The organism is Methylobacterium sp. Leaf91 (assembly GCF_001422815.1).
GTDB lineage: Bacteria > Pseudomonadota > Alphaproteobacteria > Rhizobiales > Beijerinckiaceae > Methylobacterium.
In genome coordinates, this window is sequence record NZ_LMMP01000051.1 from 21,453 (window position 1) to 45,050 (window position 23,598).

Annotated in this window: 20 protein-coding genes and 3 tRNA genes; 11 read left to right on the forward strand and 12 right to left on the reverse strand. The window is 65.6% G+C overall.

The features are described from left to right. Positions 1 to 82: 82 nt before the first annotated feature. Together ASF32_RS22200 and ASF32_RS22205 are read left to right on the forward strand one after the other, a co-directional pair. Positions 83 to 292, forward strand: coding sequence for a cold-shock protein (locus tag ASF32_RS22200; RefSeq protein WP_018043862.1), 210 nt, complete (start codon positions 83 to 85; stop codon positions 290 to 292). Positions 293 to 504: 212 nt separating this feature from the next. Then, on the forward strand, positions 505 to 879 hold the full coding sequence (locus ASF32_RS22205) for a DUF6481 family protein (protein WP_056433860.1): 375 nt from the start codon (positions 505 to 507) through the stop codon (positions 877 to 879). 255 nt (positions 880 to 1,134) lie between these two features. Here ASF32_RS22205 and ASF32_RS22210 read toward each other — a convergent pair whose 3' ends face one another. Both ASF32_RS22210 and ASF32_RS22215 read right to left on the reverse strand, forming a co-directional pair. Further along, positions 1,135 to 1,374, reverse strand: coding sequence for a hypothetical protein (locus tag ASF32_RS22210; RefSeq protein ID WP_056433863.1), 240 nt, complete (start codon positions 1,372 to 1,374; stop codon positions 1,135 to 1,137). A 153-nt stretch (positions 1,375 to 1,527) separates the two neighbouring features. After that, positions 1,528 to 3,666, reverse strand: coding sequence for a TonB-dependent receptor (locus tag ASF32_RS22215; protein ID WP_056433866.1), 2,139 nt, complete (start codon positions 3,664 to 3,666; stop codon positions 1,528 to 1,530). Between the two features lie 255 nt (positions 3,667 to 3,921). Here ASF32_RS22215 and ASF32_RS22220 point away from each other — a divergent pair, with 255 nt between their 5' ends. From ASF32_RS22220 to ASF32_RS22245, 6 genes are all read left to right on the forward strand, one after another. After that, positions 3,922 to 4,650, forward strand: a complete 729-nt coding sequence (locus ASF32_RS22220) for a DUF3750 domain-containing protein (protein ID WP_056434251.1) — start codon at positions 3,922 to 3,924, stop codon at positions 4,648 to 4,650. A 14-nt stretch (positions 4,651 to 4,664) separates the two neighbouring features. After that, on the forward strand, positions 4,665 to 5,174 hold the full coding sequence (locus ASF32_RS22225; RefSeq protein WP_056433869.1) for a GNAT family N-acetyltransferase: 510 nt from the start codon (positions 4,665 to 4,667) through the stop codon (positions 5,172 to 5,174). 80 nt (positions 5,175 to 5,254) lie between these two features. Next, complete coding sequence (locus tag ASF32_RS22230) at positions 5,255 to 5,500, forward strand: ferredoxin (protein WP_200919226.1); 246 nt, start codon at positions 5,255 to 5,257, stop codon at positions 5,498 to 5,500. A gap of 5 nt (positions 5,501 to 5,505) precedes the next feature. Continuing rightward, positions 5,506 to 6,807 (forward strand): FAD-dependent oxidoreductase, encoded by a 1,302-nt coding sequence (locus tag ASF32_RS22235; protein ID WP_056433875.1) that lies wholly within the window; start codon positions 5,506 to 5,508, stop codon positions 6,805 to 6,807. After that, positions 6,804 to 8,057 carry a cytochrome P450 gene (locus tag ASF32_RS22240; protein ID WP_056433878.1) on the forward strand — a complete coding sequence of 418 codons (1,254 nt, stop codon included), beginning with the start codon at positions 6,804 to 6,806 and terminating at the stop codon, positions 8,055 to 8,057. Before ASF32_RS22235 ends, ASF32_RS22240 begins: the two co-directional genes overlap by 4 nt. Before the next feature lie 168 nt (positions 8,058 to 8,225). Beyond that, the gene (locus tag ASF32_RS22245) at positions 8,226 to 8,819 is read left to right on the forward strand and encodes an AprI/Inh family metalloprotease inhibitor (RefSeq protein WP_056433882.1); all 594 of its coding nucleotides are present in this window, start codon (positions 8,226 to 8,228) and stop codon (positions 8,817 to 8,819) included. Between the two features lie 76 nt (positions 8,820 to 8,895). Here ASF32_RS22245 and ASF32_RS22250 read toward each other — a convergent pair whose 3' ends face one another. The 7 genes from ASF32_RS22250 to ASF32_RS22280 form a co-directional block, all read right to left on the reverse strand. Continuing rightward, entirely contained in the window at positions 8,896 to 10,650 is a 1,755-nt protein-coding gene (locus ASF32_RS22250; RefSeq protein ID WP_056433885.1) for an outer membrane beta-barrel protein, read from the reverse strand. A 341-nt stretch (positions 10,651 to 10,991) separates the two neighbouring features. Continuing rightward, positions 10,992 to 11,198, reverse strand: a complete 207-nt coding sequence (locus tag ASF32_RS22255; RefSeq protein WP_056433887.1) for a hypothetical protein — start codon at positions 11,196 to 11,198, stop codon at positions 10,992 to 10,994. 176 nt (positions 11,199 to 11,374) lie between these two features. Then, on the reverse strand, positions 11,375 to 12,376 hold the full coding sequence (locus tag ASF32_RS22260; protein ID WP_056433889.1) for an NAD-dependent epimerase/dehydratase family protein: 1,002 nt from the start codon (positions 12,374 to 12,376) through the stop codon (positions 11,375 to 11,377). Between the two features lie 70 nt (positions 12,377 to 12,446). Then, complete coding sequence (locus ASF32_RS22265) at positions 12,447 to 13,760, reverse strand: glycosyltransferase family 1 protein (RefSeq protein ID WP_244477932.1); 1,314 nt, start codon at positions 13,758 to 13,760, stop codon at positions 12,447 to 12,449. Positions 13,761 to 13,990: 230 nt separating this feature from the next. Then, a complete protein-coding gene (locus tag ASF32_RS22270) occupies positions 13,991 to 16,195 on the reverse strand; it encodes a polysaccharide pyruvyl transferase family protein (protein WP_056433894.1) in 2,205 nt (734 codons plus the stop codon). Positions 16,196 to 16,553: 358 nt separating this feature from the next. Continuing rightward, the gene (locus ASF32_RS22275) at positions 16,554 to 17,876 is read right to left on the reverse strand and encodes a glycosyltransferase family 1 protein (protein ID WP_056433899.1); all 1,323 of its coding nucleotides are present in this window, start codon (positions 17,874 to 17,876) and stop codon (positions 16,554 to 16,556) included. 332 nt (positions 17,877 to 18,208) lie between these two features. Beyond that, positions 18,209 to 18,284: transfer RNA gene (locus tag ASF32_RS22280), tRNA-Asn, on the reverse strand. 206 nt (positions 18,285 to 18,490) lie between these two features. Here ASF32_RS22280 and ASF32_RS22285 point away from each other — a divergent pair. Then, positions 18,491 to 18,564 (forward strand) — tRNA-Cys (locus ASF32_RS22285). Between the two features lie 57 nt (positions 18,565 to 18,621). Here the strand turns inward: ASF32_RS22285 and glpK are convergent. Together glpK and glpD are read right to left on the reverse strand one after the other, a co-directional pair. After that, complete coding sequence (glpK, locus tag ASF32_RS22290; protein WP_056433903.1) at positions 18,622 to 20,127, reverse strand: glycerol kinase GlpK; 1,506 nt, start codon at positions 20,125 to 20,127, stop codon at positions 18,622 to 18,624. A 70-nt stretch (positions 20,128 to 20,197) separates the two neighbouring features. Then, positions 20,198 to 21,706: a glycerol-3-phosphate dehydrogenase gene (gene glpD / locus ASF32_RS22295; protein WP_056433907.1), complete on the reverse strand. Its 1,509-nt coding sequence runs from the start codon at positions 21,704 to 21,706 to the stop codon at positions 20,198 to 20,200. A gap of 523 nt (positions 21,707 to 22,229) precedes the next feature. On the opposite strand from glpD, the gene ASF32_RS22300 reads away from it, so the two are divergent. Further along, positions 22,230 to 22,303 (forward strand) — tRNA-Gln (locus ASF32_RS22300). Positions 22,304 to 22,420: 117 nt separating this feature from the next. Beyond that, positions 22,421 to 22,810, forward strand: a complete 390-nt coding sequence (locus ASF32_RS26080; RefSeq protein WP_200919229.1) for a DUF6538 domain-containing protein — start codon at positions 22,421 to 22,423, stop codon at positions 22,808 to 22,810. A 17-nt stretch (positions 22,811 to 22,827) separates the two neighbouring features. Here the strand turns inward: ASF32_RS26080 and ASF32_RS22310 are convergent, their stop codons facing one another. Further along, positions 22,828 to 23,595 carry an ABC transporter ATP-binding protein gene (locus tag ASF32_RS22310; RefSeq protein ID WP_056433913.1) on the reverse strand — a complete coding sequence of 256 codons (768 nt, stop codon included), beginning with the start codon at positions 23,593 to 23,595 and terminating at the stop codon, positions 22,828 to 22,830. Positions 23,596 to 23,598 lie beyond the last annotated feature (3 nt).

Consider the following 23,598-nt stretch of genomic DNA (forward strand, 5'->3'; position numbering starts at 1 on the left):
GAGAGGCCCCTCCCCACACAATTCGAGACGAGGGCGCGAAGACTGCAATCGCGTTCCTCCCGACGACGAGAAGGACATCACCATGAGCACGGGCACCGTGAAATGGTTCAACGAAACCAAGGGCTACGGCTTCATTCAGCCCGATGACGGCGGCAAGGACGTGTTCGTCCATATCTCGGCCGTGGAACGCGCGGGTATGCGCAATCTCATCGAGGGACAGAAGCTGTCCTACGAGATCGAGAACGACCGTCGCACCGGAAAGCAGTCCGCCGGCAACCTTCAGGCGGCCTGAACTGCTAAGGGCGAGGGCTGCTCAGTGAGGCCTTCGTTCAACACATGCGTAGGAAGCCGCCCTGTCATGGGCGGCTTCTGTTGATTCCGGCCGAATCGTGAGGCATTGGGCTTTTCGATTCGATCCCGTCTTCCGATGATTCACAGCAAGGCTCAGCGCCGCGCGCTTCCGCTCGCGGAACGGGCCGAGACGCACCACCCGAGAAAGGTCAGATGAGCGCCTTCGACTACAGGAATTTCGACGACCGCCGTAAGAACTCCGCCAGCGCCAAGCAGATGCTGCTGGAAAAATTCAAGGCCCGTCCTCCGGCGGATGACCCGGAAATGGTTGCCAAGGCCCAGGCCCGCGCCGCGGTTGCCCGCGCCCGGGACGAGAGGGCTCGCGAACGCGAAGCCGCCCGCATCGCGGCCGAAAAGAAGGCCGCTGAAGAGAAGCGCGCCCGCGAGGAGGCGGAGCTCGCCGCACAGATCGCCCGCGAAGAGGAAGAGACGCGTCTCGCCGCCGAACGCAAGGCGATCGAACTCGCCGAGAAGAAGGCCCAGCGCGATGCGCGCTACGCGGCTCGCAAGGCCAAGGCTCGCCGCTGACACCCACAGAGGAAGCCCTTCCCGGGGAAGGGTTAGCCTCGCCGCTCCGGGGGACGCCGGAAGCTGGATGAGTCAAGGGCTCGGAACGTCGTACCGGATTTCGCATCCGCTGCGGCGCTCCGGGCCCTTCGCGTTTCGACGCGGCACACACGCCGAGAATGGAGCACGATGACAGGCATTGAACAGATGCTCGGAACACGAGATTCGGCGCGCCGGTTCAATGCCGCATCAGGACTAGCGACAGGAGGCCGAAGTTTAAGCCTCGCCCTCAGCTTCGCCTTCGTCTTTCTCGGAGGTCGTCTCGACCTCGCCCTTCGGCTCGGTATCGGCCTCGGGGCGGGGGCCGGCCTTGAACGAGCGGCGCGGGGCGTTGCCGCGCTTCATCTGCGCCGGCTTCTCGATAGCGCCGAGACGCTCGGAGAGCTGCTTGGCCCGTTCGTTGAAATCGTTAGTGGTGCGCGACTGGGACGCACCACTTTTAAACGCATTCGCCACTTGGGCCTCATGGAGTTGCCCAGGGCACGGGTTCGTGCGGGGTTGCTCACCTTATAGCACGGTTTGTCATGCCGCGGGCAGCTAACTGTCCGACTTCGGTCTCATCGGTCCCGAAACGGGCCGGTGTGGCCCGTTTTGAGGAGGGCTCCGGCTTCAGAACCGGGCCGTCAGGAACAGCCGAACGTTGCGACCTGGCAGCAGGATCTCGTCCTTCTTGAACGACGCTGAGTTGCGGATATCGTCGTCGAGGAGGTTGCGCCCCTGGAGCCCCACCGTGACCTCGGTGGCACCGTAGATCGCCGGGTCGAGGGACTGCGTGTAGGCCAGTTCGGCGCGCAGGTCGTTCCAGCCCCGGGTCAGCGTCTCGAACGGCGCGATCTCCGTATGGTCGAAGGCGTGAAGGAGGTTCACACGGCCGAACCAGCCATTCGCCCGTAGGAAGGCGCCACCACCCAGACGATGGGGAGGAATGCGCGGAACGTAGGAACCGTCGTCGAACTGCGCCCGTACGAAATCGTATTGCGCCTCGATCCCGGCCCAGCCGTCGCCAACGGGAACGATGTCAAGCTGCGCGCCGATCTCGGCGCCGTAGAAGGTCGTGTTGGCCTGGGAGTAGACGATCTGGCGCAATTCGTCGCCGCTGCCGCAAGAGGCGAAATCGTCATCGCAGCGGTTGCCCGTATCCCGGCGGTAGATGAAGCCGGTATAGCGCGTGACATATCCGGTCGCGTCGAGACGCAGGGGGCCTTCGGCCCGGCGCAGACTGAGCTCCATCGTGCGGGCGCGTTCCAGCTTCAGGGTCGGATCACCGATCTCGAAGGTCGCGGAGGCGTGGTGCGGTCCCTGCGAGAACAGCTCGTAGCTGGTGGGCGCGCGCTCGACATAGGAGCCGTTGATGCTCGCCACGAACCCGTAGGGGAGGTCCTGCAGAGCGCCGAAGCTCAGACTCTTGGGGGCGAAGCGGCGGGTCAGTGCGTAGCTCGACGGATCGATGCCGCCGGGCAGATAGTCGGTCGGGAACAGCGTGGCGATGCTGTTGAGCCGGTCGTTCCCGATCCGGCCGGCCGCCTGGAAGCGCAGGCCGCCCCCCACTGCGAGTTCCTCGAACAGATAAGCGGCCAGGGAGCGCGATTCCGTGGGCGGCAGGAAGCTCTCGAGCTGCGAATTGAGGACGCGCCGGCTAGTCTGCACGCCGACCGCGCCGGTCAGGGTGCCGAGCGCGGTGACGACCGGCACGTGCTGCGCCTCGAACCTGGCCTCGACCTCGCGGTTCTTGAAGATGGCCTGCACGCCCTCGGGGCCGGCCACCTCCTCATGGTCGTGCTCATGCTCATGGTCGTGATGCGCCAGACCGATCTCTTCGTGGCGGTAGACCGAGCCGCCGGCCCAGAACCGCAGAACCTCGAACGGCCCTTGGAGCGGTCGGTACTCGCCACGTGCGAGCACCCGGTCCTGCTTCGGGTTCAGACTTGAGCGGGTCTCTTCCGACTCGCCACCGGGGATCTGGTACATCGCCTCGTAATGGCTGAACGAAACGCCGAGAAATCCGCGATCGCCGATCGCCGAGATTCCGATGGAGCCACCCTGCGTCTCGGTGGCCGAGTTGCGCTGGATGCCGCCGGGAATCGCGTAGGAATCGGTTGCCGTCTTGAACCCGTCGGCATGGACCGCGATGCCGTTGGCCCCGGCATCGACGCTCGCCGCGCCGAGCCGACCGTTATCGACACTGGAATAGCCGGTGGTGACCTGGCCGGAGACACCCCGGGCCGGAATGAAGGTCGGCACCTGGTTATTCTCGGACGAGACCACGCCGCCGATAGCGCCCGAGCCGTAGCGCAGGGTCGCGGGCCCCCGGATCACCTCGATCCGGTCGGCGGTGAGCGGGTTGACCGGCACCGCATGGTCCTCACCGAGATCGGATACGCCGCCATTGACGATTCCGTTCTCCTGAATTCGCACCCGCGCATTGTCGAGGCCGCGAATGATCGGCCGCGAAGCCGCGCCCGGCGCATAGGTCGAGGACGAGATACCGGGGCGGTCGGACAGGGCGTCGCCGAGGGTGCGGGGCTGGTTGCGCTGAATCTCGGAGCGGGTCACCACCGTGACGGGGGAAAAGCTGTCGCCGACGACCGGCAGCACGCCGGTGGGAAACCCACCCACGGCGGAAGGGCCGGGGGCGGGAAGGATCGGGCTCGCGGAGGTCACGCTGAGTTCGGAGAGCGTCGCCTCGGCCTGCTGGGCCGCCACGGGAGCGACCATCGCGCCGGATGTCAGGCCCGCGCCGGATAGCATCGTCCCGGCCAGCCAGATCCTCGATCGTCTCGTCCGCATCACGCCCCTCAAGAATTATGTTATAATGTTTCATCCGCGAGAGCGTCTATTTCCGCAAGGGGAGGAGGGCGCTGATGGACGGTTGGAGCCCCGCCTGTTGCCGAACTGCATCAACGGCAGGCGCCGCTGCGACGAAGGCGGCGCTTGCGGGAGGCTCGGCGCAGGCAAACATCCTTGCTCGTGATCTCCCTCTCCCTCCTTGGCACCACCGTCCGAATGCTCGGCCTCCTTCTGCTCGGCCTCTTCCTCCTGCCGCTCGGCACCCATGCGCTGTGGTGGACGGCGCGGGGCGGCGGCGCAGCGGATTGGGCAGTGGCCGACTGGTCGAGCGCCGGGCTGTTGCGCCCGCCCAAAGCGACCGATCCGGCCCTCGTCAGGGTCTATGCGGCGCGTGTCGGGCGCTGGCGCGGGATCTTTGCCCATCACAGCTGGATCGTGGTGAAACCGGCCGGTGCCGCCCGCTACACCCGCTACGACGTGGTCGGCTGGGGGATGCCGGTCCGCACGGATGGCTGGGCCGCAGACGGCCGCTGGTTCGGCAACGATCCGCAAACCATTCTCGCCCTCGACGGGGACGATGCCGCCCGCGCCATCCCGGCGATCCGCGCGGCCGTGGCCGACTACCCCTACCGGGCGCTCGGAACCTACCGGGCTTGGCCAGGCCCGAACTCGAACAGCTTCGCGGCGCATGTGCTGGCCCGCCTGCCGGAGCCGCAGGTCACTCTTCCGCCGACGGCGCTGGGGAAGGATTGGGCGCCTCCCGGACGCATCGTCGAGCGCACGCCGAGCGGCACCGGAATCAGGCTGACCGTCGGCGGCTATGCCGGTATCACTGTCGGCTGGGTCGAGGGGGTCGAGATCAACCTGCTCGGCCTCGTCGCAGGACTCGACCTGCGCCGCCCGGCGATCAAACTTCCCGGTTGGGGAAGAATCGGAGTGGCATGAGCCCGGATCGAACGATGACGTCCCTTCTTATTCGTGCCGCCGAACCCGACGATTCCGATGCGATCTGGTCCATCCTCGAGCCGGTGATCCGGGCGGGCGAGACCTATGCGCTTCCGCGTGACGGATCCCGCAAGGCCATGCTGGACTATTGGTTCGCCCCGGCAAACCAGGTCTTCATCGCCGTGGACGAGGGCAGGGTGCTCGGTACCTTCATGCTCAAGGCGAACCAGCAGGGTGGCGGGGCCCATGTGGCCAATGCCGGTTTCATGACGCATCCCGACGCGGTCGGCCGCGGCATCGCCCGCGCCATGGGACGACACGCCATCGACGATGCCGCCCGGCAGGGCTTCCTGGCAATGCAGTTCAACTTCGTCGTCGCCAGCAATACCCGCGCGGTAGCCCTGTGGAAGAGCCTCGGCTTCTCGGAACTTGCGCGCCTGCCCGACGCGTTCCGGCATCCGACCCTCGGATTGGTCGATGCCCTGGTGATGCACCGGAAGCTCGGGACCGACGCCGAATCGTGAAGCGCTCACGCGACCTTTGCGCTCGCGACGGAACCTCGGCTCGCCGGAAACCTTGTCGGGTGATTCCTGCAGCGAGCCTCATGCCAGATTCTTCCTTGCCACCCGACGCGACGCCACCCTTGCGCGTCACCGTCGATCTCAACCGTTGCCAAGCCTATGCTCAGTGCTGCTACGCGGCGCCGGGACATTTCGTGCTGCATGGGCGAGAGGCTTTGTTCTACGACCCCGCTCCCTCTTCCTCCGCCCGTCTCGCCATCGAGCGCGCTCGGGTGTCCTGCCCGGTCCAGGCGATCCGCGTCGAGGATCCGGAGCGACAGGGCCGATGAGAAGCATGGACGCCGAAAGGAAGAACACCGGGGGACATACGGTGGTGGTCGGCGCGTCCCTGGCGGGCCTGCGCGGGGCCGAGGCCCTGCGCCGCGCGGGCTTTGCCGGCCGCCTCACCCTTGTCGGCGATGAGCCACATCGCCCCTACGACCGGCCGCCGCTCTCCAAATCCGCTCTTACGGGCGAGGTGGCGCCCGAAGCGACGGTCCTGCCGAACCTCCACGCCCTCGCTGCCGATTGGCGGCTCGGCGTGGCCGCCACCGGTCTCGACAGGCAGGCGCGCGAGGTCCGCCTCGCCGACGGTACGACCTTGTCGTATGACCGGCTTCTCATCGCCACGGGTTCGCGCGCACGATCATGGCCGAACCCGACCGAGGCAGGCCTTGCCGGGGTCCATACCCTGCGCGGGCGCGACGATGCCGCCGCCCTGCGTCAGGCGCTCGCCCCCGGCCCCAAGCGCGTCCTCATCATCGGCGCGGGTTTCATCGGCTGCGAGGTCGCGGCCTCCTGCCGGGCCCTCGACCGCGCCGTCACGCTGATCGATCCGGGGCCGGCGCCCCTCGCCCGGATCCTCGGGCAGCCGGTGGGCGAGATCGTCGCTGCCCTGCACCGAGCTCTCGGCGTCGACCTGCGCAGCCGGACCAAGGTCGCGCGGCTCGAAGGCAATGAGGCAGGCCGGGTGGTCCGGGCCATTCTCGAGGACGGCAATGTAGTCGAAACCGACCTCGTGGTGGTGGCGTTGGGCGCGGTGCGCAACACTGAATGGCTGAGTGGATCGGGGCTCGATGCCGGGCCGGGCGGCGTCGTCTGCAACGAGGCCGGCCACGCCCTCGACACCGAGGGGCGTCCGGACAGGGCCATCGCCGCGGCCGGCGACGTGGCGCGGTTCCCCCATCCGCTCTTTGACGGACGTCCCGTCGCCCTTGAACATTGGGGACACGCCGTGGCGCAGGGCGAGCACGCCGGGCGCCTTCTCGCGGGCGAAGCCAATGAAACGGACTATGCCGAGATGCCCGCCTTCTGGTCGTCCCAGGGCGGGATCACGATCAAGTCGGTCGGCCTCACCGAAGGGGCGGATTCCATGGTCTTCGCGCAGGGGAGCCCGAAGGAGGGCCGCTTCGTCGTCGTCTACGGCGCGAAAGGCCGCTGCATCGCAGCCGTGTCGTTTGATTCCGCCCGGTGGCTTCCCGCCTATGCCGAGCAGATCGCCGCCCGCGCACCATTCCCTCCGATCTGCGGTGGAACCGACGAACACAATCTGACGGTGCTGTCGCCGGGCTTTCCCGAGAAACGGACATCGCCATGAAGACCGGACAGCTGTTCGAGGCGGTCAAGGACGAGGCGAACCGGGCCGATCCCTATCCGCTCTATGCCCGACTGCGCGAGACGCCCGTCTCACGCCAGGACGACGGCATCTATGTGGTCTCGACCCATGCGGCGATCACGAGCCTCCTGCACGATCCGCGGATCAGTTCGGAGACACTGCCGCCGAGCGAACGCCCCCGGACTGGTAATCCGTTCTCGGACTGGATCGTCAACCCGGTCAAGGACCACCTCACCAACACCCATCGCCCCTTCATCTTCCGCGATCCACCGGATCACGACAGGTTGCGGATGGCCGTGATGGGGCAATTCACCCATCAGCGCGTTCATGCCATGCGCGGGCGCTCGCATGACCTCGTGGCCGACCTCCTGGACAAGCAGAGCGATGCGACGAGCTTCGACCTCGTCTGCGACCTCGCCTATCCGCTTCCCGTCACGGTGATCTGCGAAATGCTCGGCGTGCCGCCGGAGGACGAGCCGCAATTCCACGGCTGGGCGACGCAGCTCGCCTCGGCCCTCGAACCGGACAACCTCGGCAACGAAGAGGCACGAGCGAAGAACATCATCACCTTCGACGAGATCTCCACCTACATGCGTGGCCTCATCAAGGAAAAGCGCCGACATCCGCAAGACGACATGCTGTCGGGCCTGAGTGCCGGTTCCGGGCCAGGCGGCGAACCGGGGATGGGCGAAGTCGACCTCATCGCCAGCGCCATCCTGCTGCTGGTGGCCGGGCACGAAACCACCGTGAACCTCATCGCCAACAGCACGCTGGCTCTGGTGCGCCACCCCGATATCCTCGCGCGGCTCGCCGGCGAGCCGGACCTCGCGCCGCGTCTGATCGAAGAGATGCTGCGCTACGACCCACCGGTGCATTTCCGGACAAGGCGGGCATTGAGCGCCATCGACATCGCCGGCATCACCATCCCGGAGGGTGCCGACATTGTCCTCCTCCTCGCCTCCGGAAATCGCGACCCGGCGGTGTTCTGCGATCCGGACCGGTTCGATCCGGATCGCCCCGATATCCGTCATTTCGGCTTCGGCGGCGGACTCCATTATTGCGCGGGCGCGCCGCTCGCCCGGTTCGAGGCCGAGGCGGCCCTGGTGGCGCTGGCACAACGCCTCGTCCATCCGCGTCTGATCGACGATCCGCCTCCCTATCGCTCGGGCGCTGCCTTGCGCGGGCCCATGCATCTTCGGCTTGCCATCGATGGAGTGGCACCTCGGCGCTGAGGCCGCGAGCATGCGCGGGGGCGATTGAGGCCTTGCCGCCACACCGTGTCCGAAAAGCCAGAGCGATGCGCCTTTCCCCTCTCGGTCGTCCCGCATTGCCTTGCCGTCAGCGCAATTGGCGGTGACGCAGCGGTCTATTGCCGATGTCCCCGCCGGGAAGAGAGATCGATGCCGCGTCAGTTCCTGTCGACCGTTGCCCTCGTCGCCCTTGCCGCAGGCCTCGGCGCCTGCAGCTCGTCGCGCCTCGATGGGCCGAGCCGCGGCAGCCGTGCCGGTCTCGGTGCCCAGGCCGCTCTCGAGCCGGCCGCACCGGCCATGCCCGCCGGTCCGGTGACCTCTTCCCCCCTTGCTCCTCCACCAGGCGCCAGCGCCGCCCCTGTCGACGCCCCGCCTCCGGTCGGCACGGACGTGGCCGTCGCGCCTGCCCCGGTCGTTGCCGAGCCGGTCTACGTGCCACCGCCGGCTCCGCCGGTCGTGTCGAGCGGTCGCTCCTCGGTGGTGGGAAGCTGGAACGCCAGGGACGCCACGGGCTCGACTTGCAAGGTCTCCCTGTCGAGCGCCCCCGCCCTCGACCTCTACAAGGCGAATGCGTCCGGTTGCGCCAACAAGGATCTGGCGAAGGTCACCGCCTGGGATTACCGCGACGGCGAGGTCTATCTCTACCAGCCAGGCGGCACCGTGACGGCCCGCCTGCGCCAGGGCGGCGGGGCGCTGGACGGTGCGCTTTCCAAGTCCGGCGCGTCGCTGGCATTGGCGCGGTAGGGCCTTATCCGGCACTCGACAGAGGCCACCTAAAGCCCTGCGGATGCACAGGTTTCGGGAGGCGGCCCGAGCCCCCTCAAGGCGTGACCCGTAGCCCCAGCAGCCAAGTATTGGCACTGAAGCTCGACCCAGCGGAACTGCTGTCGATCTGCTGGTAGATGTAGCTGCCGCGCAGGGAGAGCCAGCGGTTGAAGCGGTAGTCGAGCCGTGCGGTGGCTGAGAAACCACGCTCGGTGATGTTGACCCGGTCGTAGTCGCTGGCGAGGTAACCGCCGCCCAGCGTGATCGACAGGTTGCGCAGGAGGTCGTGCTGCACCTCCAGCGTCACCGCCTTGGTCAGCACGCCGCTCGATCCCGGGACGGCGGTTTCGATGATGCCGGTGGCCGCGTTGAGCCGCACCGTGGTGAGCGGGCTCGCCGTCCAGATCAGGGCCGCATTGATGATCGGCGCGGTGAGGTCCTTCAGGCCCGGATCGACATAGGTCCGATGCTGGAGACCCGCCGAGACCTCGCCGTTGATGAAACGGGTGAGCGCCACGCGCGCGCCGCCCGTGACCGTGATGCCATCGGAATTCCGGCGGATCCCGTTGGAATCCGTGCGCAGGTCATAGACGCGGGTATCGGCCAGGACGTCGACGAAGGGCGAGATGACGGGCGAGATCTCGTAGGAGGCGCGCAGCCTCAGCCCGTACTGGTTCAGGTTGCGGTCGCTCTGGTTCAGGATCGCCCCGTTGGAGAGCGTCGCGCTCTCGAACTCCGACCGGTCGATGAGGCCCCGCAGGGAGACCTGGAGACGGTTGAACGTCTCGGTGACACCGATCGTCGTGCCGTAACTCGCCACGATCGGGCGGTTCGAGAGCGTGGCATTGATGTCGGGCGAGCCCGGCCGCTGCGTGTCGACGAGGAAGCGGGTCTCCACATCGACGGTGGTGCTGCGGTTGGCGTCGAGGCGCAGGCGAACGGTACCCGCGCCGTTGGGCCGGCTGGCGGCCTGGTTGTCAGGGAAGTCGAGATAGCCGCCGCGGAGTTCGCCCGCGAGTTCGTGCGAGGACCAGTCGCTGCGGAAGGCGAGTTCGCCCTCGGTGCGCAGGGCGAGCGACCCCTTGGCGCGGTTGGGCGTGACCTGGTCCGGATTGGTGTCGTAGCCCACGCTCTGCTGGAACACCGGCAGGAAGGTGAAGGTCCCGAGCTTGATGCCGAGGGGGGCATAGGCCTCGTCCACCACCAGCGGCCTGCGCAGGGCCGAGCCGAGGAAAGCACCCGGCGTGCTGATCCCGGCGAGCGGTAGCAGGGTCAGGGACGGCGCCAGGGGCGGGGCGGGTGACGGGGTCGGCAGCGGCGCGCCGACGACGGCGTTGCGGATCACCGGGGTCAGGCGCAGGTCCGGCGACGGTGTCCGTACGATGGAACGGACCGGCCGCGTCGTCGCCACGCCGAAACGACGAGGTGGGATCGCGCGCAGGCGCAAGAGATCGGTGGGATTGCGGTTGTTGCCGGCGCTCGAAGCCACAGGCGGAACGGGCGAAGGGGAGCGCCGCCGGGCAGCGGTGCCGGCCGAACCATCGTCCGTCTGCGAAAAAGCGCCGTCGCTTGGGGAGGCGGCACCCGTCGATGCATCGCCGGACGCGCCGCTCCCACGCAGGGTCGGACCACCCGTGGTACCGGCACCCGTGGCGGAGGAGGGATTCGTGCTGCCGAAAGTCGGGGTAGCAAGCTGTGTCGCCGGGCGCGACTGGGCCTGCGCCTGCACCCCCGGCAAGGCGACGGCGGCCGTCAGGATCAGGCTACGAAGCCCCGTCCTGTGCCATCCTGCGGTCGGCCCTGCACGCATCCCGGACGACTGTCTCTCCGCGGCCCTGGCGTCGAACGTCTCGCGCGACAAGACCACTGCCCGGGGTGTTTCTCGGACGTCCCTTCACGCATCCCGGACCGGCGCGACGGACGCGGCGGCCAAAGATCGCCCCAGAGGATCGCCCACGTCCAAGACGCACGGCCCTTACATCGGGACGGCTCCTCGCCGACCCCAACGTGGTAAAAGAACAGGGTTAGCGTTGTCTTAAGGACGGGGCGCCGAAGGGGCTAAAGTCGTTCACGCCCGTGATCGGCTCACGGCGCGAACGCTCCCGGCCATAAGGGCGAAAAGACGGACGATCCAGGGCGCTGAGCCCTGCTTCACCAGGTTACGGACGAGCCAGGCGCGGCGCGCTCCATGGCGTTCAGGACGTCGACCAGTGCGTCGGCCGCAGCGAAGGCAAGCCCGACCTGCCGGACACCATTCACCAATGCCGGGCGGCCGGTCTTGGTGTCGAACACTGTCCAAAGGTCGAGGCTCCGATCATCTGATCGGAGGTCGTAGGTGATACGGCAATCGATGAACATCTCTGTTCCATAGGAATCCCGGGTAAGGTCGAGCCCGTCGGTCCTGGGAACACTAGCATCCCGCCCATTGCTGCCATCCCCCATTTGGGGGATGAGGGACCTCCCGCTAGCAGCCGGATCCCCGACAGGACGCTGTCCATCTGCAATGCCGTCGCCGCGGGGGTGTCTGGTTCGTATCAGCCGAGCCGGTGATAGGCCTTGAACCAGCGCACGAAGGCCGGGATGCCGATTTCGATCGGCGTCGTCGGGGCATAGCCGAGGTCACGGGAGATGGCGCTGAGATCGGCATAGGTCTCCCTCACGTCGCCGGACTGCATCGGCTCGGACCGACGGATCGCCGGACGCCCGCAAGCTTCCTCCAGCACGTCGATCATGCGCAGAAGCGGCACCGACGTGTTGTTGCCGATGTTGTAGAGCCGGTGCGGCGCATGACTGCCGCCCGCCTTCTCCGCGCCGTCATCGGGCGGCGGATTGTCGAGGCAGGCGAGGATGCCGGCGACGATGTCATCGATATAGGTGAAATCCCGCCGCATCGCACCGTCGTTGAACACACGGATCGGCTCGCCCGCGAAGATGGCTTTGGCGAACAGCCACAAGGCCATGTCGGGCCGTCCCCACGGCCCGTAGACGGTGAAGAAGCGCAGGCCCGTCTGGGGCAGGCGATAAAGATGGGCGTAGGTCTCGCTCATCAACTCGTCCGCTTTCTTTGTGGCGGCATAGAGCGAGACCGGATGGTCGACACGGTCCTCGACCCGGAAGGGCAGGGAGGTATTGCCGCCATAGACCGAGGAGGACGAGGCATAGGCGAGATGCGCCACACCCCGGTGGCGCGCGAATTCCAGAATGTTGAGGTGACCGACCACGTTGGCCTGAACGTAGGCGCGCGGGTTCTCGATGGAGTAGCGCACCCCGGCCTGCGCCCCGAGATGGACGATCCTGTCGATCCCATGCCCGTCCAGCCCCCTGTCCAGGGCCTCGTGATCGGAGAAGTCGAGGGGAAGGAAGCGGAACGAGTCGCCCCGGCGCGTCGCGATATCGGTAATCCGGTCACGCTTGAGTGCGACCGAATAATAATCATTGAGATTGTCGATGCCGAAGACCGTCTCGCCACGTGCGAGCAAGCGATCGGCCACATGGTAACCGATGAAGCCCGCCGCTCCGGTCACGAGAATCGCCATTTCGGGTCGAGGCCTCATCGTGGTCCGAACCGCCTGCCGACGAGGCCGGCGGCGGTCCGGAAAGGTTCGTTCAGAGTCGCTCGTAGAGTTCCTTGAGGCGGCCGCGATAGATCTCGGGGCTATACTTCGCCGCCTGGACCTTGCCCATCTCGGAGAGGCGCCCGCGCAGATCCGCATCCGAATCCACGGCGCGGATCGCGTCGGCGATGTCGCGGGCATCGTAGGGATTGATCAACAGGGCGGCATCGCCGGCGACCTCCGGCGTCGAGCCCTCCTTGGAGGTGATGACCGGGGTGCCGAGCAGCATGCTCTCCAACACCGGCAGGCCGAAGCCTTCGTAGAGGGAGGGGAACACCACGCCCTTGGCGCCGCGGATGAGACTGACGAGAAGGGAGAACGGCGCGTAGTCGAACCGCCGGATGCGGTCGCGCTGGTAGGTCATGTTGTCGATCTGTTCGAGATACGAGTTCGTCGTCGGATTGATGAACTTGAACTCGACATCCGATTTCCAGGCCGCGCCGCCGACGATGACGAGAGGCGCCGAGACCTGGCTGGCAAGATAGGCTTCGACGAGGCGGCCGACATTCTTCTTGGGCTCGATGGCGCCAAAGAACAGGAAATAGCCCTTATAGGGCAAGCCGAACGCGCCCTCGATCTCGCGACGGACCACGTCTTCGGGCTTCTCGGCGAACTTCTTCGGGATTTCCACCGACTGGTAGGTGTTGGTGATCCGGTGCTCGGGGCAGCCGAGCAGGTTGATGATGTCGCGGCGCGAGGTCTCGGACACGGTGACGATGTGATCGGCATCCTTCACGATGCGCCGCATCAGGCGCAGGTAACGCCGCTTGATGTCGCCGGTTGTGAAGGGCAGGCGCAGGGGCACGAGGTCGTGCAGGGTGTAGATGTTCTTGGCGCCCGGAATCCGGATCGGCAGAGGATAGGTCCAATGCATGATGTCGGGCGTGCGCAGGCCGCTGACGCGTAGCGTGCGGTTGTAGGTCTTGAAATAGCTGAGCGAGACGTCGAACAGATTCACGCTGTTCCAGATCTGATCGAAATACGGCATCCGCGCTTCGAACGTCTTGCTGATGACGGTGCCGGTGATCGGCACTTTCACCGCACGCCGCCCGAGAGGTGAGGTGAGCTGGTCGCGGATATAGCGCAGGATCACCAGCCATTGGGGCGGGGTACCGACCGCCGGATCGAAGAACGAGATCTCGCGCAGGAGCGGATCGATGCCTGGCGAGGCGCGGGTCCCGTAGAGGACATCGGTCCGATAGCCGAGCTCGTGCAACTCGTAGCTCAGGTTGCGGGCATAGGTGGCGACGCCGGTACCCTTCTCCAGCCCGAGGTTATACCCATCCAGCATCACACTTTTAGGCATTCCAGACTTCCTTGGATGGTTCTGCGATGGGTCGTTGGCGACAAGGATAGAAGACTCGGACCAAATGAAAGAGTTGGACCAAGTGCCGTCTTCGCGTCGGCGGCCCGGGTCCATGACGGAAGCATTTCGTTCCTGCTCCCCGGGCGGTGACGTCTCCGAAAGGGACGGAGTTCAGCTCTCCCAGATCGCCGCGTGGACGACGATATGACGCGTTCCGCGGAGCCGGAAGCCTAGAACTTCAGCGCTTTGAGCACTTTCGGCTCCACCGGCCAGGGGGTCGCCTCGTACTCGACCGCCTTCGGCAGCGGGAAGGCCTCGAACAGGGCCTGGGGCGAGTAGGCCAAGGGACGCCATGTGGCCTTGATCCAGTCGAGGGCCTTGTCCCATTCAGGCTTGGCGCGCCGCTCCAGGCAGAAGGCGTTGAGGCGGGTCACACCGGCGCCGAGATAGAAATCCCGCACCCGGTGATCGACTTTCTCCTGATCGTCGTCGAGTTTGAGTTCCCGGCCTTCACCCTGGCCATAGGTAGCGAACCAGGAACTGGGAATACCGTAGCATTCCGCGATCACGAGGCCGTGGAGCGAGGTGGAGAGGATGTGTCGGCAGGACACGATCTCCTCAACCTTGGCGCGCAGGGACGGCGCATCACGGTCGGTGATCGTGTTGATGATCCGGATGTCACCCTCGCGCTCGGGGGGAATGCCGTAGCGGGTCATCACGTCGAGAACAGTGGCGGCGGGGTCCTGGGAGGCAAGCTCGGTCAGGTGAACGATGACGCCGATCTCATGGGTTTTCACCACGTGATCCATGGGCCAGAATTTAGGCAGCAGGTAAACGGGGTCGCCGTAGATCTCCGGAACCGCGATACCCTGCGCCCTCAGCACGGCGCCGGTCTTGGGGCCACGCACGGCATGGACGTGGAACTCGGTTCCCGCAGGCCGCTGATAAGGCGCCGGGTTCGGACTACCCGGGCAGCGCTGGGCATCGAGACCGGTGCCCCACATGTGGACCGTCCCGTTGCGGATGGCGTGTCCAATGGTACCGACCGCGACGAGACGCTCGGAATTGCTGTCGAAGGCCGCATGCCGCACGACGCATCCCGAGATGGCGGCGACCATCACGGCACTCAGTGCGTCACCAAAATTTGCGTGGGGAAACTTCTGAGAGCTGGCCGCCCAGGCCAAGGGAACTGAACCGGGCGGCAAGGTCGACCTAACGCGCTTCAGGAGAGCGGCGGAAGTCTTTTTTTTTTCTAACTTCGCCGCGTCGTCCAATGCAGCATCTTCGACAGTCGGTTGGGGGGCATTTTTTTCAGCCATAGCTTGGGGAGCGCCTTTGGAAGGTTCATCAGGAAATCGGGCAGCCACCGCCTTGGCACCTCCCGGAAATTCCTTGCGGTCGAGACGGTTCAATTCGCCGACATCGTGGCGGAGTTTCAGGTCGGTCAGTGCCTTGTGCTCCCAGATCGTCTCGCCGGGCGCGGCGGAGATCGGGCTCAGATCGACAGGGAAGGCGTTGATCAAGGCATCGCCATCGAAGCTCTTCGGCGACCAGCTCTTGTCGATGGCCTTCATGATGGCGGGCCAGTCGCTCGGCTTGGGCCGCGGCTGATTGTAGACATCGATCTTCGGCAGGCCGAGGCCGGTATAGAGATCGACGATGCGCAGGTCGACATCCCCCTCGCGGGTAAGCTCCACCGATTGCAGCCCGTCTTTGCTCAGGCTCGGCGCGAAATACAGGCAGGGAATGCCGTAGGATTCCGCGATCACCATCCCGTGGAGGCTGGTGGAAACGATCCGCTCGCAGGACAGGATCTCGTCGATCTTCGACTGAAGCGCGCCGACATGCAGTTCGGTGACGGTCGTGATGAGATGGACGTCGTCGGCGAGTTCGGCCGGAATTCTGAAGCGCGCGATTTCCTTGCGCGGCACCGCCTCCATCTCGCGATTGGCGAGCTCCGACAGATGTAGGATGACACCGAGCTTGTAGCGCTTCTTGACGGTCGGCTTGTAGAAAAGCGGCAGCAGCCAGACTGGGTCACCGTAGGGAACGGCATGCGAGAGGGTCTTGGCCGAGAGGAGCGATTCCGAGACCGGCCCACGTGTGGCGGTCACGGTAAAGTGCGAATTCGCCGAAGGAACGAACGGCTTCTTTTCGTTCGCCGGCGCCGAGGGGTTGGCCCAGTTCGAGCAGCCCGTCCCCCAGAACCAGACCTCACCATTGGCGAAGCCGTGTCCGATCGTACCGACGCAGGACAGGCGAGGCGCGAAGGACTTCATCGGCGTTCTGCGGATCGGCTTGCCCGAAAGCAGCGCGATCATCACCGGGCTCAAAGCGTCGCCGAAGTTGAGATAGTTCATGTCCATGGTCGAACCGGCCCAGGCCAGCGGAATCTCGCCTTTTTCACGCACGTACCGGGTGATGGATGTCGCCATAGATCACGTCCTCAATTCTTGGATTATCTAAACGAAAACGACGACCTCATCGTCACTGCACAACCTAGACCCACAAGCATCAACACGATCGACGCTATAGCTTTCGTCCCACGGCAATCAATATTTAGGAGCCAAACAAAGTGATATCGATGCTTAGGTGACTATAAACCCAGCAATCCAACGCGACCAAAGATCTTATCTCGCCGACAGACAGCAAGGTCATCTCGCATTTGATTGCCTCGATCCCGAATCCATGGATCCTCTTCAAGTCATTGGTGCGCCTGATTAAGGCGGTTCCTGCGGGGTGTCCAGGGCAGGAGTTCACGTTAATGGGAAGGCAGCGAGGGAGCGACCAGCATCACGATGTCGTCTGAGAGACGCGCTGCCTGGCGGTGTCCGCCGGCGCCGGGGTCCCGTGGGACGGGGTGGGACGCTTGACGGCCCGAGCGGTCTTGGCCTCCTCGTCCACACGTCGAAGGGCCGCCATGATCTGCCGGCCCGTATCGGTCCAGGTAGCGGGGCGATAGTTCCTGTCGATCTCGCGCTCCTTCGCCCGGAGCAACCCGGGATCGCTAGCGTAAGATTTGATCTTGGCGGCCCATTCGCTCGTCATATGGGGAGGGGCATAATCGACGAAGTGCTGACCGACTTCGGGCAGGGACGTGGTCTTCGAGACGATGCCGAATTTGCCAAAGCTCAGGGCCTCGGCGACCGGGAGGCCCCACCCCTCGTAGCGGGAGGGAAACAGGAACATCTGGCAGTTCTTGTAGAGGGTCCGCAGCGCCAGATCGTCCACTTTGGCGAGGAAGTGAAGCTTCCGGGCCAGCGGCGTGCGCCTGACAATAGCGCGTAGCATCATGCGCTTCCTGCGCTTGCTGTGCCCGACGCAGACCAGGCTCGGGGCCGCCTCCTCATTGCCCTTGAAGGCCAATGACCAAGCCTTGATGGCGACCCGGTGATTCTTCCGCGGATGCACCGAAGAGACATAGAGGATGTAGGGCCCCTTCACCTTCAACGGCCTCGGCGGGGTGTTGTCACCGATCTGCGACACTCCGAAATCGAGGGTCACGATCCGCCCGCAATCGAACCCCTGATAGGTGATCAAGGCTTCCGCGGTGGCGCGAGATGGCGTGAAGATCACATCCGCCGTCTCGAGCACGAGATCGATCCAGCGCTTGAACGTCTCATGGGCTGAACGGAAGGTGAGCTTCGGCTGCTCGATCGGCAGCATGTCGTGGACCAGGATCGCCTTGCGACAGGAGATGTTGGCGGATTTCAGCGCGCTGACGATGCCGGCATAATTCGAGCGCGACCAGCTCGCCCCGAGCATGACGAGCCACGGGGCGGACCGGGGCATGGAACTGTCGGCAGCCGCCGCCGGCTGGTTCTTGAAGATGCGGACATAACTCAGCTCCTCCACCGCCTTGGCGACGAGGGAGCGCCCCTTGACGGTATTGGTCCGGCCATAGGCCTCGATGAGCTCCAACATCGGGGCACTGATGGGCGCGAGCCGCCGTTTGAAGGGGGTGATGCCGATGGGAGTGATGACGCAGTCGAGATCGTCCGCCTGTATAGCGCTGGTGATCTCATAGACGACGCGTTGGATCCCGGTGATCGGCAACCCTCTTTTGAAGAAGGACACCAGATCCGTGTAGTCCATCAGGATGTTTGCAGACTTCATCGAACGTGCAATGCGGTTCCGACGATGGAGATAGACCGCAGCATGACATGCCCCCGTCTCTGACTGCCCCCGGAGTCAGCGATCTTTGCCATCGTTAGGAAGGCCCCGTCCGCTCGAGAACATAGAAGCTCAATGCGAGCACTACACGCCGAAAATATGACGTCCCCCGCACCGAGTGACGCTACCGCATTGCACTACCCACGCATAGCCGGTCCGGCGGAACGAAGCGCTCATGGATGGCCGAGGTTGAACAGGAATAGGTTTGAAATGAGGAGACCGCTCGGCCTCACACCCATACCTCGTTCGGCGTCACAATCGACCGAAGAGGAAATTGGCTCCCCGAGTAGGACTCGAACCTACGACAAAGCGATTAACAGTCGCTTGCTCTACCAACTGAGCTATCGGGGACCACGGCGGGGTCTCTACACACGGCTTTGGCGGGACGCAAGGCCTCTTCGCATATTTGTCGGCTTTGTTTACGGCCTCGCCACCGTTTGGCCTCCTGTCGCGGAATCCCCGTTGCGGATGGGGCCCGGGCTCTGTAAGAGACCGGTCACCCCGGATCGACCGTCCGATCCGGTGGCGCCATTCCCTCATCGATGGGATGTGCGAGAGGCCTCGTGGCGGAGTGGTTACGCAGAGGACTGCAAATCCTTGCACCCCGGTTCGATTCCGGGCGAGGCCTCCAATTTCTCTCTCAATGGGTCACGGTGAGGCGAAGAAGGCCGGCAATGGCCGACCTTCCTCATCCCGTCGCTTCCGTCCACCCGAACGAACGCGTCACCGCCTTGCCCCAGGCGGCGTAGAGCCGGTTGCGCCGGTCCTCGTCCATTCGTGGGTGCCAGCGATGGTCGACGCCCCAATTGGCGACGAGGTCGCCCGTGCCGGCCCAGTAGCCCGTGGCGAGGCCTGCCGCGTATGCGGCGCCCAGTGCTGTGGTCTCGGTCACCTTCGGGCGCAGAACCGGCACCGCGAGGAGGTTCGCCTGGAACTGCATGAGGAGGTCGTTGCGGACCATGCCGCCATCGGCCCGTAATTCCTTGATGGCGATCCCGGAATCCGTCTCCATCGCCTCGATGACCTCGCGGGTCTGGTAGGCGGTGGCCTCCAAAGCGGCGCGGGCGATGTGGCCCTTGTTGGCGTAGCGGGTGAGGCCCGCGATGATGCCACGCGCACTCTCGCGCCAATGCGGCGCGTAGAGCCCGGAAAAGGCCGGCACGAAATACACGTCGCCATTGTCCTCCACGGTGCGGGCGAGGGGCTCGATCTCGGCACTGTCCCGAATGAGGCCGAGGTTGTCGCGCAACCATTGCACCAGGGCCCCCGTAATGGCGATGGATCCTTCCAGCGCATAGACCGGCGCCTGATCACCGAGCCGGTAGGCGAGGGTGGTGACGAGGCCGCAGGTGGAGGGTACCGGCGCCGTGCCGGTATTCATCAGCACGAAACAGCCGGTGCCGTAGGTGTTCTTGGCCTCGCCCGGAGAGAAGCAGGCCTGGCCGAACAGGGCCGCCTGCTGGTCGCCGAGGATGCCGGCGATAGGAACCCCGGGGAGGGCGCCGCGCGTCTCGCCATAGACCATGCTCGAGGAGACGATCTTCGGCAGCATCGCCCGCGGGATGCCGAAGGCCGAGATCATGCCGGGATCCCAATCGAGGGTGTCGAGAGCCATGAGCTGGGTTCGGCTGGCATTGGTTGCGTCGGTGACGTGCAGACCGCCCGCGGGTCCGCCCGTGAGGTTCCAGACGAGCCAGCTATCGATGGTGCCGAACAGGACATCCCCGGCCTCCGCCGCTACGCGGGCGCCGGGCACCTGGTCAAGGAGCCAGGCGAGTTTGAGGCCGGAGAAGTAGCTCGCCAAGGGTAGCCCCGTGACCGTCCGGAAGCGGTCCTTGCCGCCATCGCGCGCGAACTCGTTCACGAGCCCGTCCACTCGCGTATCCTGCCAGACCAGGGCGTTGTGAAGCGGGCGCCCGGTGGCGCGATCCCAGATCAACGTCGTCTCGCGCTGGTTGGTGATGCCGATGGAGACGAGGTCGGAAGCGACCAGCCCCGCCATCGCCAGGGCCTCGCGCATGACGATGCGGGTGTTGCGCCAGATCTCGTTCGCGTCGTGCTCCACATGGCCGGGGCAGGGATAGATCTGCTCGTGCTCACGCTGGGCCGACGCGACGATTGCGCCGCCGCGATCGAAGACGATGAAGCGCGTGCTGCTCGTGCCCTGATCGAGGGCACCGACATAACGGGTCATGGCCGCCTCCCATCCTTGGAGCGTGTCGTTCCTGTACGGCTCGCGAGGCCGGGCGCGAGTCCATCGGCTCTCAGGCTGCGCTGGCCTTGCCGGTCATATAGTCTTCGAGCCGGGCCTGTCCCTCGGGTGACAGATGCAGGCCGAGTTTCGAGCGGCGCCAGAGGATGTCCTGCGCGCTGCGTGCCCATTCGCGATCGATCAGGTAATCCACCTCCGCCGCCGTGAGTCCCTCTCCGAAATCGGTGCCGAGATCGGCGAGGCTCCGTGCCGGGCCCAGTAGCTCGTCCGTGCAGGTGCCATAGGCACGGGCCAGGCGCCGCGCCATCATCGGCGGTAGGAAGGGCCGTCGCGCCATGAGATCGTCGAGGAACCTCGTGATATCGGCATTCGGCAAGTCGCCGCCGGGAAGAATCCCAGTGGCGGTCCAGGCGGGCTTCAACCCCGGTCGATAGGGGGCGAGCTTACCGATCGCGTGTTCGGCGAGGCGCCGGTAGGTGGTGATCTTGCCGCCATAGACCGAGAGCACGGGCAGGAGGCCATCGCGGTCCGAGACATCGAGGACGTAGTCGCGAGTGACCGAAGAGACATTCGTGGCGGCATCGTCGAAGAGCGGGCGCACGCCCGAGAAGCTCCACACCACGTCGTTGGGGCTGACCCGAGCCCGGAACGACCGGTTGATGCAGTCGCAGAGATAGCGGGTCTCGTCCTCGGAGATTCGGACCGGGCCCGGCTCCTCCCCATGGGGCACATCCGTGGTACCGATGAGGGTGAAGTCGCGCTCGTAGGGGATCGCGAAGACGATCCGCCCGTCCGGCTGTTGCAGGATATAGGCCTGCGCTCCGTCATAGAGCCTCTTCACGACGATATGGCTACCCTTGACGAGCCTGACCGTCGCACGGCTTGCGAGGCCGAGCGTGCGCCCCAGGGTCTCACTGACCCAGGGACCAGCGGCGTTGACGACCATGCCCGCACGTACGGTCTCGCGGCGGCCGGATACAACGTCGCGGATTGTGGCGACCCAGGATGTCTCATCGCGATGGGCGGATTCGACGGCGGTGCGCGTCCGGATTTCGGCGCCGCGCTCGCGCGCATCCATGGCGTTGAGCACCACGAGGCGGCTATCCTCGACCCAGCAATCCGAATAAGCGAACCCGCGCGTCAGGCGCGGCTGCAACGGCGCGCCCAGATCCGTGCCTTGCAGGCGCAGGGAGGCCGAGCCGGGCAGGGTCTGCAGGCGGGCGAGGTGGTCGTAGAGAAACAGACCGAGCCTCAGCATCCAGGCAGGGCGTAAGCCCTCGTCGTGTGGCAGGACGAAGCGCAGCGGCCAGATGATGTGGGGAGCGAGCCGCAATAGGCGCTCGCGCTCGGCCAGTGCCTCCCGCACCAGTCGGAACTCGTAATGTTCAAGGTAGCGAAGACCGCCATGAATGAGTTTCGTCGAGGCGGACGAAGTGAACTCGGACAGATCGCCCTTCTCGCAGAGCAGCACCCCGAGGCCGCGCCCGGCCGCGTCGCGAGCGATACCCGCGCCGTTGATGCCGCCGCCAATGACGAGAAGATCGTATTCGCGCGCGCTCAACCCGCGACCTCCCTCGCCCCATGGCGGGAGCGCTCTTGTCCGGCGGGGCTCATTCCACGCGGACCCTGTGACGTTCCTCGAACACTGACGGTCCCTGCCCAAAACGCCGCCGGAATGAATCGGGCCTCACGCTCTCTTCGCCAACCCCGGACAAGTATGGATGTTTCGGTGAGCTGACATTTACGCACGATTTTCCCATCGGACGAATGGCCCCACGGCCGCAGCACATACGGCCAGTCAGGAGCGGGGGCGCGCGTGCGTCGCGTCGGGAATGCGTGACATGGATGTCGGCGGGTTGCATCTCCCTCGGCAAGGCCGGTCTAGGCTGGGCGGGGAAGTCGACTCCGCCGCCCGCGAGACGCCGACCGTGGAAATCCATCCTCGGTGATTTTGGCGTCATCGGGGTGGTTGACCGGACGGGAGCAGTGGCTTATGCGAACAACCTCGTTCGGAGGCGCTCACGAAGCTTCCGGCCCAGTTCGAAGAGCGGCGGTAAAAAACGCCTTGTCTTCAAAGGGTTCGTTGGGGGATAGTTTAACGGTAGAACAGTGGACTCTGACTCCTCTAGTCGAGGTTCGAATCCTCGTCCCCCAGCCACTGTCTCACCTAAGTCATTCAGATCATTGAGCTCCTCGCGCAGTCGCCCTGCGGTGTGAGCCTGTTGCTACACACCGCTGCTACACAAGGCACCCAGCCAGGTGCCGAAGGAGCGGAGTGGCACCGATCGCGAATGTCGTCCTGCGTGGACGAACCTTTCATTTCCGCCGACGCGTACCGACCGGCCTGCAGCCGAAATTGCGCCTCACCGAAATGGTGCGCAGCCTCGGGACATCGGACGGGCGGACTGCCAAGCTACGGGCCTGTCAGCTATACGTCGCGTCAGAGACTATCTTCTCGACGCTGAACGCGACGCCGATGCTGACCGACGCCCAACTCGCCCGCCTCGTACAGGATTTTTACGGGCTGATTCTCGATCAGGAGAACCAGGGGCGTCTGACGCGCGGTGCAATCCCGAACGACATCCGTGAGCGCCGTGTCGCTCAGTACGAGACAATGGCGGCACCCCAAGCGGTCGTGTTCGGCTCGCTCATCGCCTGTCCTTGATCGAGAATGGGAAATGGTCAGTGCCGCGTCGCCGTCGCAGCCCCCCCGAGGTAGATCTCGCCGAGGCGGCCGCTCGCGGCGAGGTCCGCAGCCGGGCCGGCTTCGACGACGCGACCGCTCTCCAACACGTAGGCACGGTCGGCATAGGCCAGAACGAGGTTGGCGCTCTGCTCGGCGAGGAGGAAGCTCACGCCCTCCTCACGGTTGAGGCGACGGATGATCTCGAAGATCTCTCCGACGATGATCGGCGCGAGCCCCATCGACGGCTCGTCGAGGAGGACCAGGGTCGGGCGGGTCATCAGCGCCCGGCCGATCGCCACCATCTGCTGCTCGCCGCCGGACGTGAGTCCGGCCTTGGCCGAGCGCCGGTCGCGCAGGCGGGGGAACCACGCATAGACCCGCTCCAGGTCGTCCGCGAGCTGCCGCCGGCTCGGGCGGCGCAGGAAGCCACCCGTTCTGAGATTCTCCTCGACGGTGAGCTGCCCGAAGACGTGACGGCCCTCGAGCACCTGCACGATGCCCTGCTGCACCAGATCGGCCGGATCGAGGGCGGCCGTCGACTCGCCCCGCCAGCGGATACTGCCGCCCCGCAGGGCGCCACGCTGCGGTCCGAGCAGGTTCGAGATCGCCCGCAGCGTCGTGGATTTGCCGGCGCCGTTGGAGCCCAGCAGCGCCACGATGGAGCCTTCCTCGACGGTGAGCGAGACACCGCGCAGGGCGGGCCCCGCCTGCCCATAGGAGGCCTCGATGGACTCGACGGCGAGGAAATCGTGCGACCGCGTCATGAC

Bases quoted from the DNA above. Each gene is read 5' to 3' on its own strand.
- ASF32_RS22200 (WP_018043862.1), top strand. From the start codon at position 83: ATGAGCACGGGCACCGTGAAATGGTTCAACGAAACCAAGGGCTACGGC.
- ASF32_RS22205 (WP_056433860.1), top strand. From the start codon at position 505: ATGAGCGCCTTCGACTACAGGAATTTCGACGACCGCCGTAAGAACTCC.
- ASF32_RS22215 (WP_056433866.1), bottom strand. From the start codon at position 3,666: ATGCTATCCGGCGCGGGCCTGACATCCGGCGCGATGGTCGCTCCCGTG.
- ASF32_RS22220 (WP_056434251.1), top strand. From the start codon at position 3,922: ATGCTCGGCCTCCTTCTGCTCGGCCTCTTCCTCCTGCCGCTCGGCACC.
- ASF32_RS22225 (WP_056433869.1), top strand. From the start codon at position 4,665: ATGACGTCCCTTCTTATTCGTGCCGCCGAACCCGACGATTCCGATGCG.
- ASF32_RS22230 (WP_200919226.1), top strand. From the start codon at position 5,255: ATGCCAGATTCTTCCTTGCCACCCGACGCGACGCCACCCTTGCGCGTC.
- ASF32_RS22235 (WP_056433875.1), top strand. From the start codon at position 5,506: ATGGACGCCGAAAGGAAGAACACCGGGGGACATACGGTGGTGGTCGGC.
- ASF32_RS22240 (WP_056433878.1), top strand. From the start codon at position 6,804: ATGAAGACCGGACAGCTGTTCGAGGCGGTCAAGGACGAGGCGAACCGG.
- ASF32_RS22245 (WP_056433882.1), top strand. From the start codon at position 8,226: ATGCCGCGTCAGTTCCTGTCGACCGTTGCCCTCGTCGCCCTTGCCGCA.
- ASF32_RS22250 (WP_056433885.1), bottom strand. From the start codon at position 10,650: ATGCGTGCAGGGCCGACCGCAGGATGGCACAGGACGGGGCTTCGTAGC.
- ASF32_RS22255 (WP_056433887.1), bottom strand. From the start codon at position 11,198: ATGTTCATCGATTGCCGTATCACCTACGACCTCCGATCAGATGATCGG.
- ASF32_RS22260 (WP_056433889.1), bottom strand. From the start codon at position 12,376: ATGGCGATTCTCGTGACCGGAGCGGCGGGCTTCATCGGTTACCATGTG.
- ASF32_RS22265 (WP_244477932.1), bottom strand. From the start codon at position 13,760: ATGCCTAAAAGTGTGATGCTGGATGGGTATAACCTCGGGCTGGAGAAG.
- ASF32_RS22270 (WP_056433894.1), bottom strand. From the start codon at position 16,195: ATGGCGACATCCATCACCCGGTACGTGCGTGAAAAAGGCGAGATTCCG.
- ASF32_RS22275 (WP_056433899.1), bottom strand. From the start codon at position 17,876: ATGAAGTCTGCAAACATCCTGATGGACTACACGGATCTGGTGTCCTTC.
- glpK (WP_056433903.1), bottom strand. From the start codon at position 20,127: ATGACCCGTTATGTCGGTGCCCTCGATCAGGGCACGAGCAGCACGCGC.
- ASF32_RS22310 (WP_056433913.1), bottom strand. From the start codon at position 23,595: ATGACGCGGTCGCACGATTTCCTCGCCGTCGAGTCCATCGAGGCCTCC.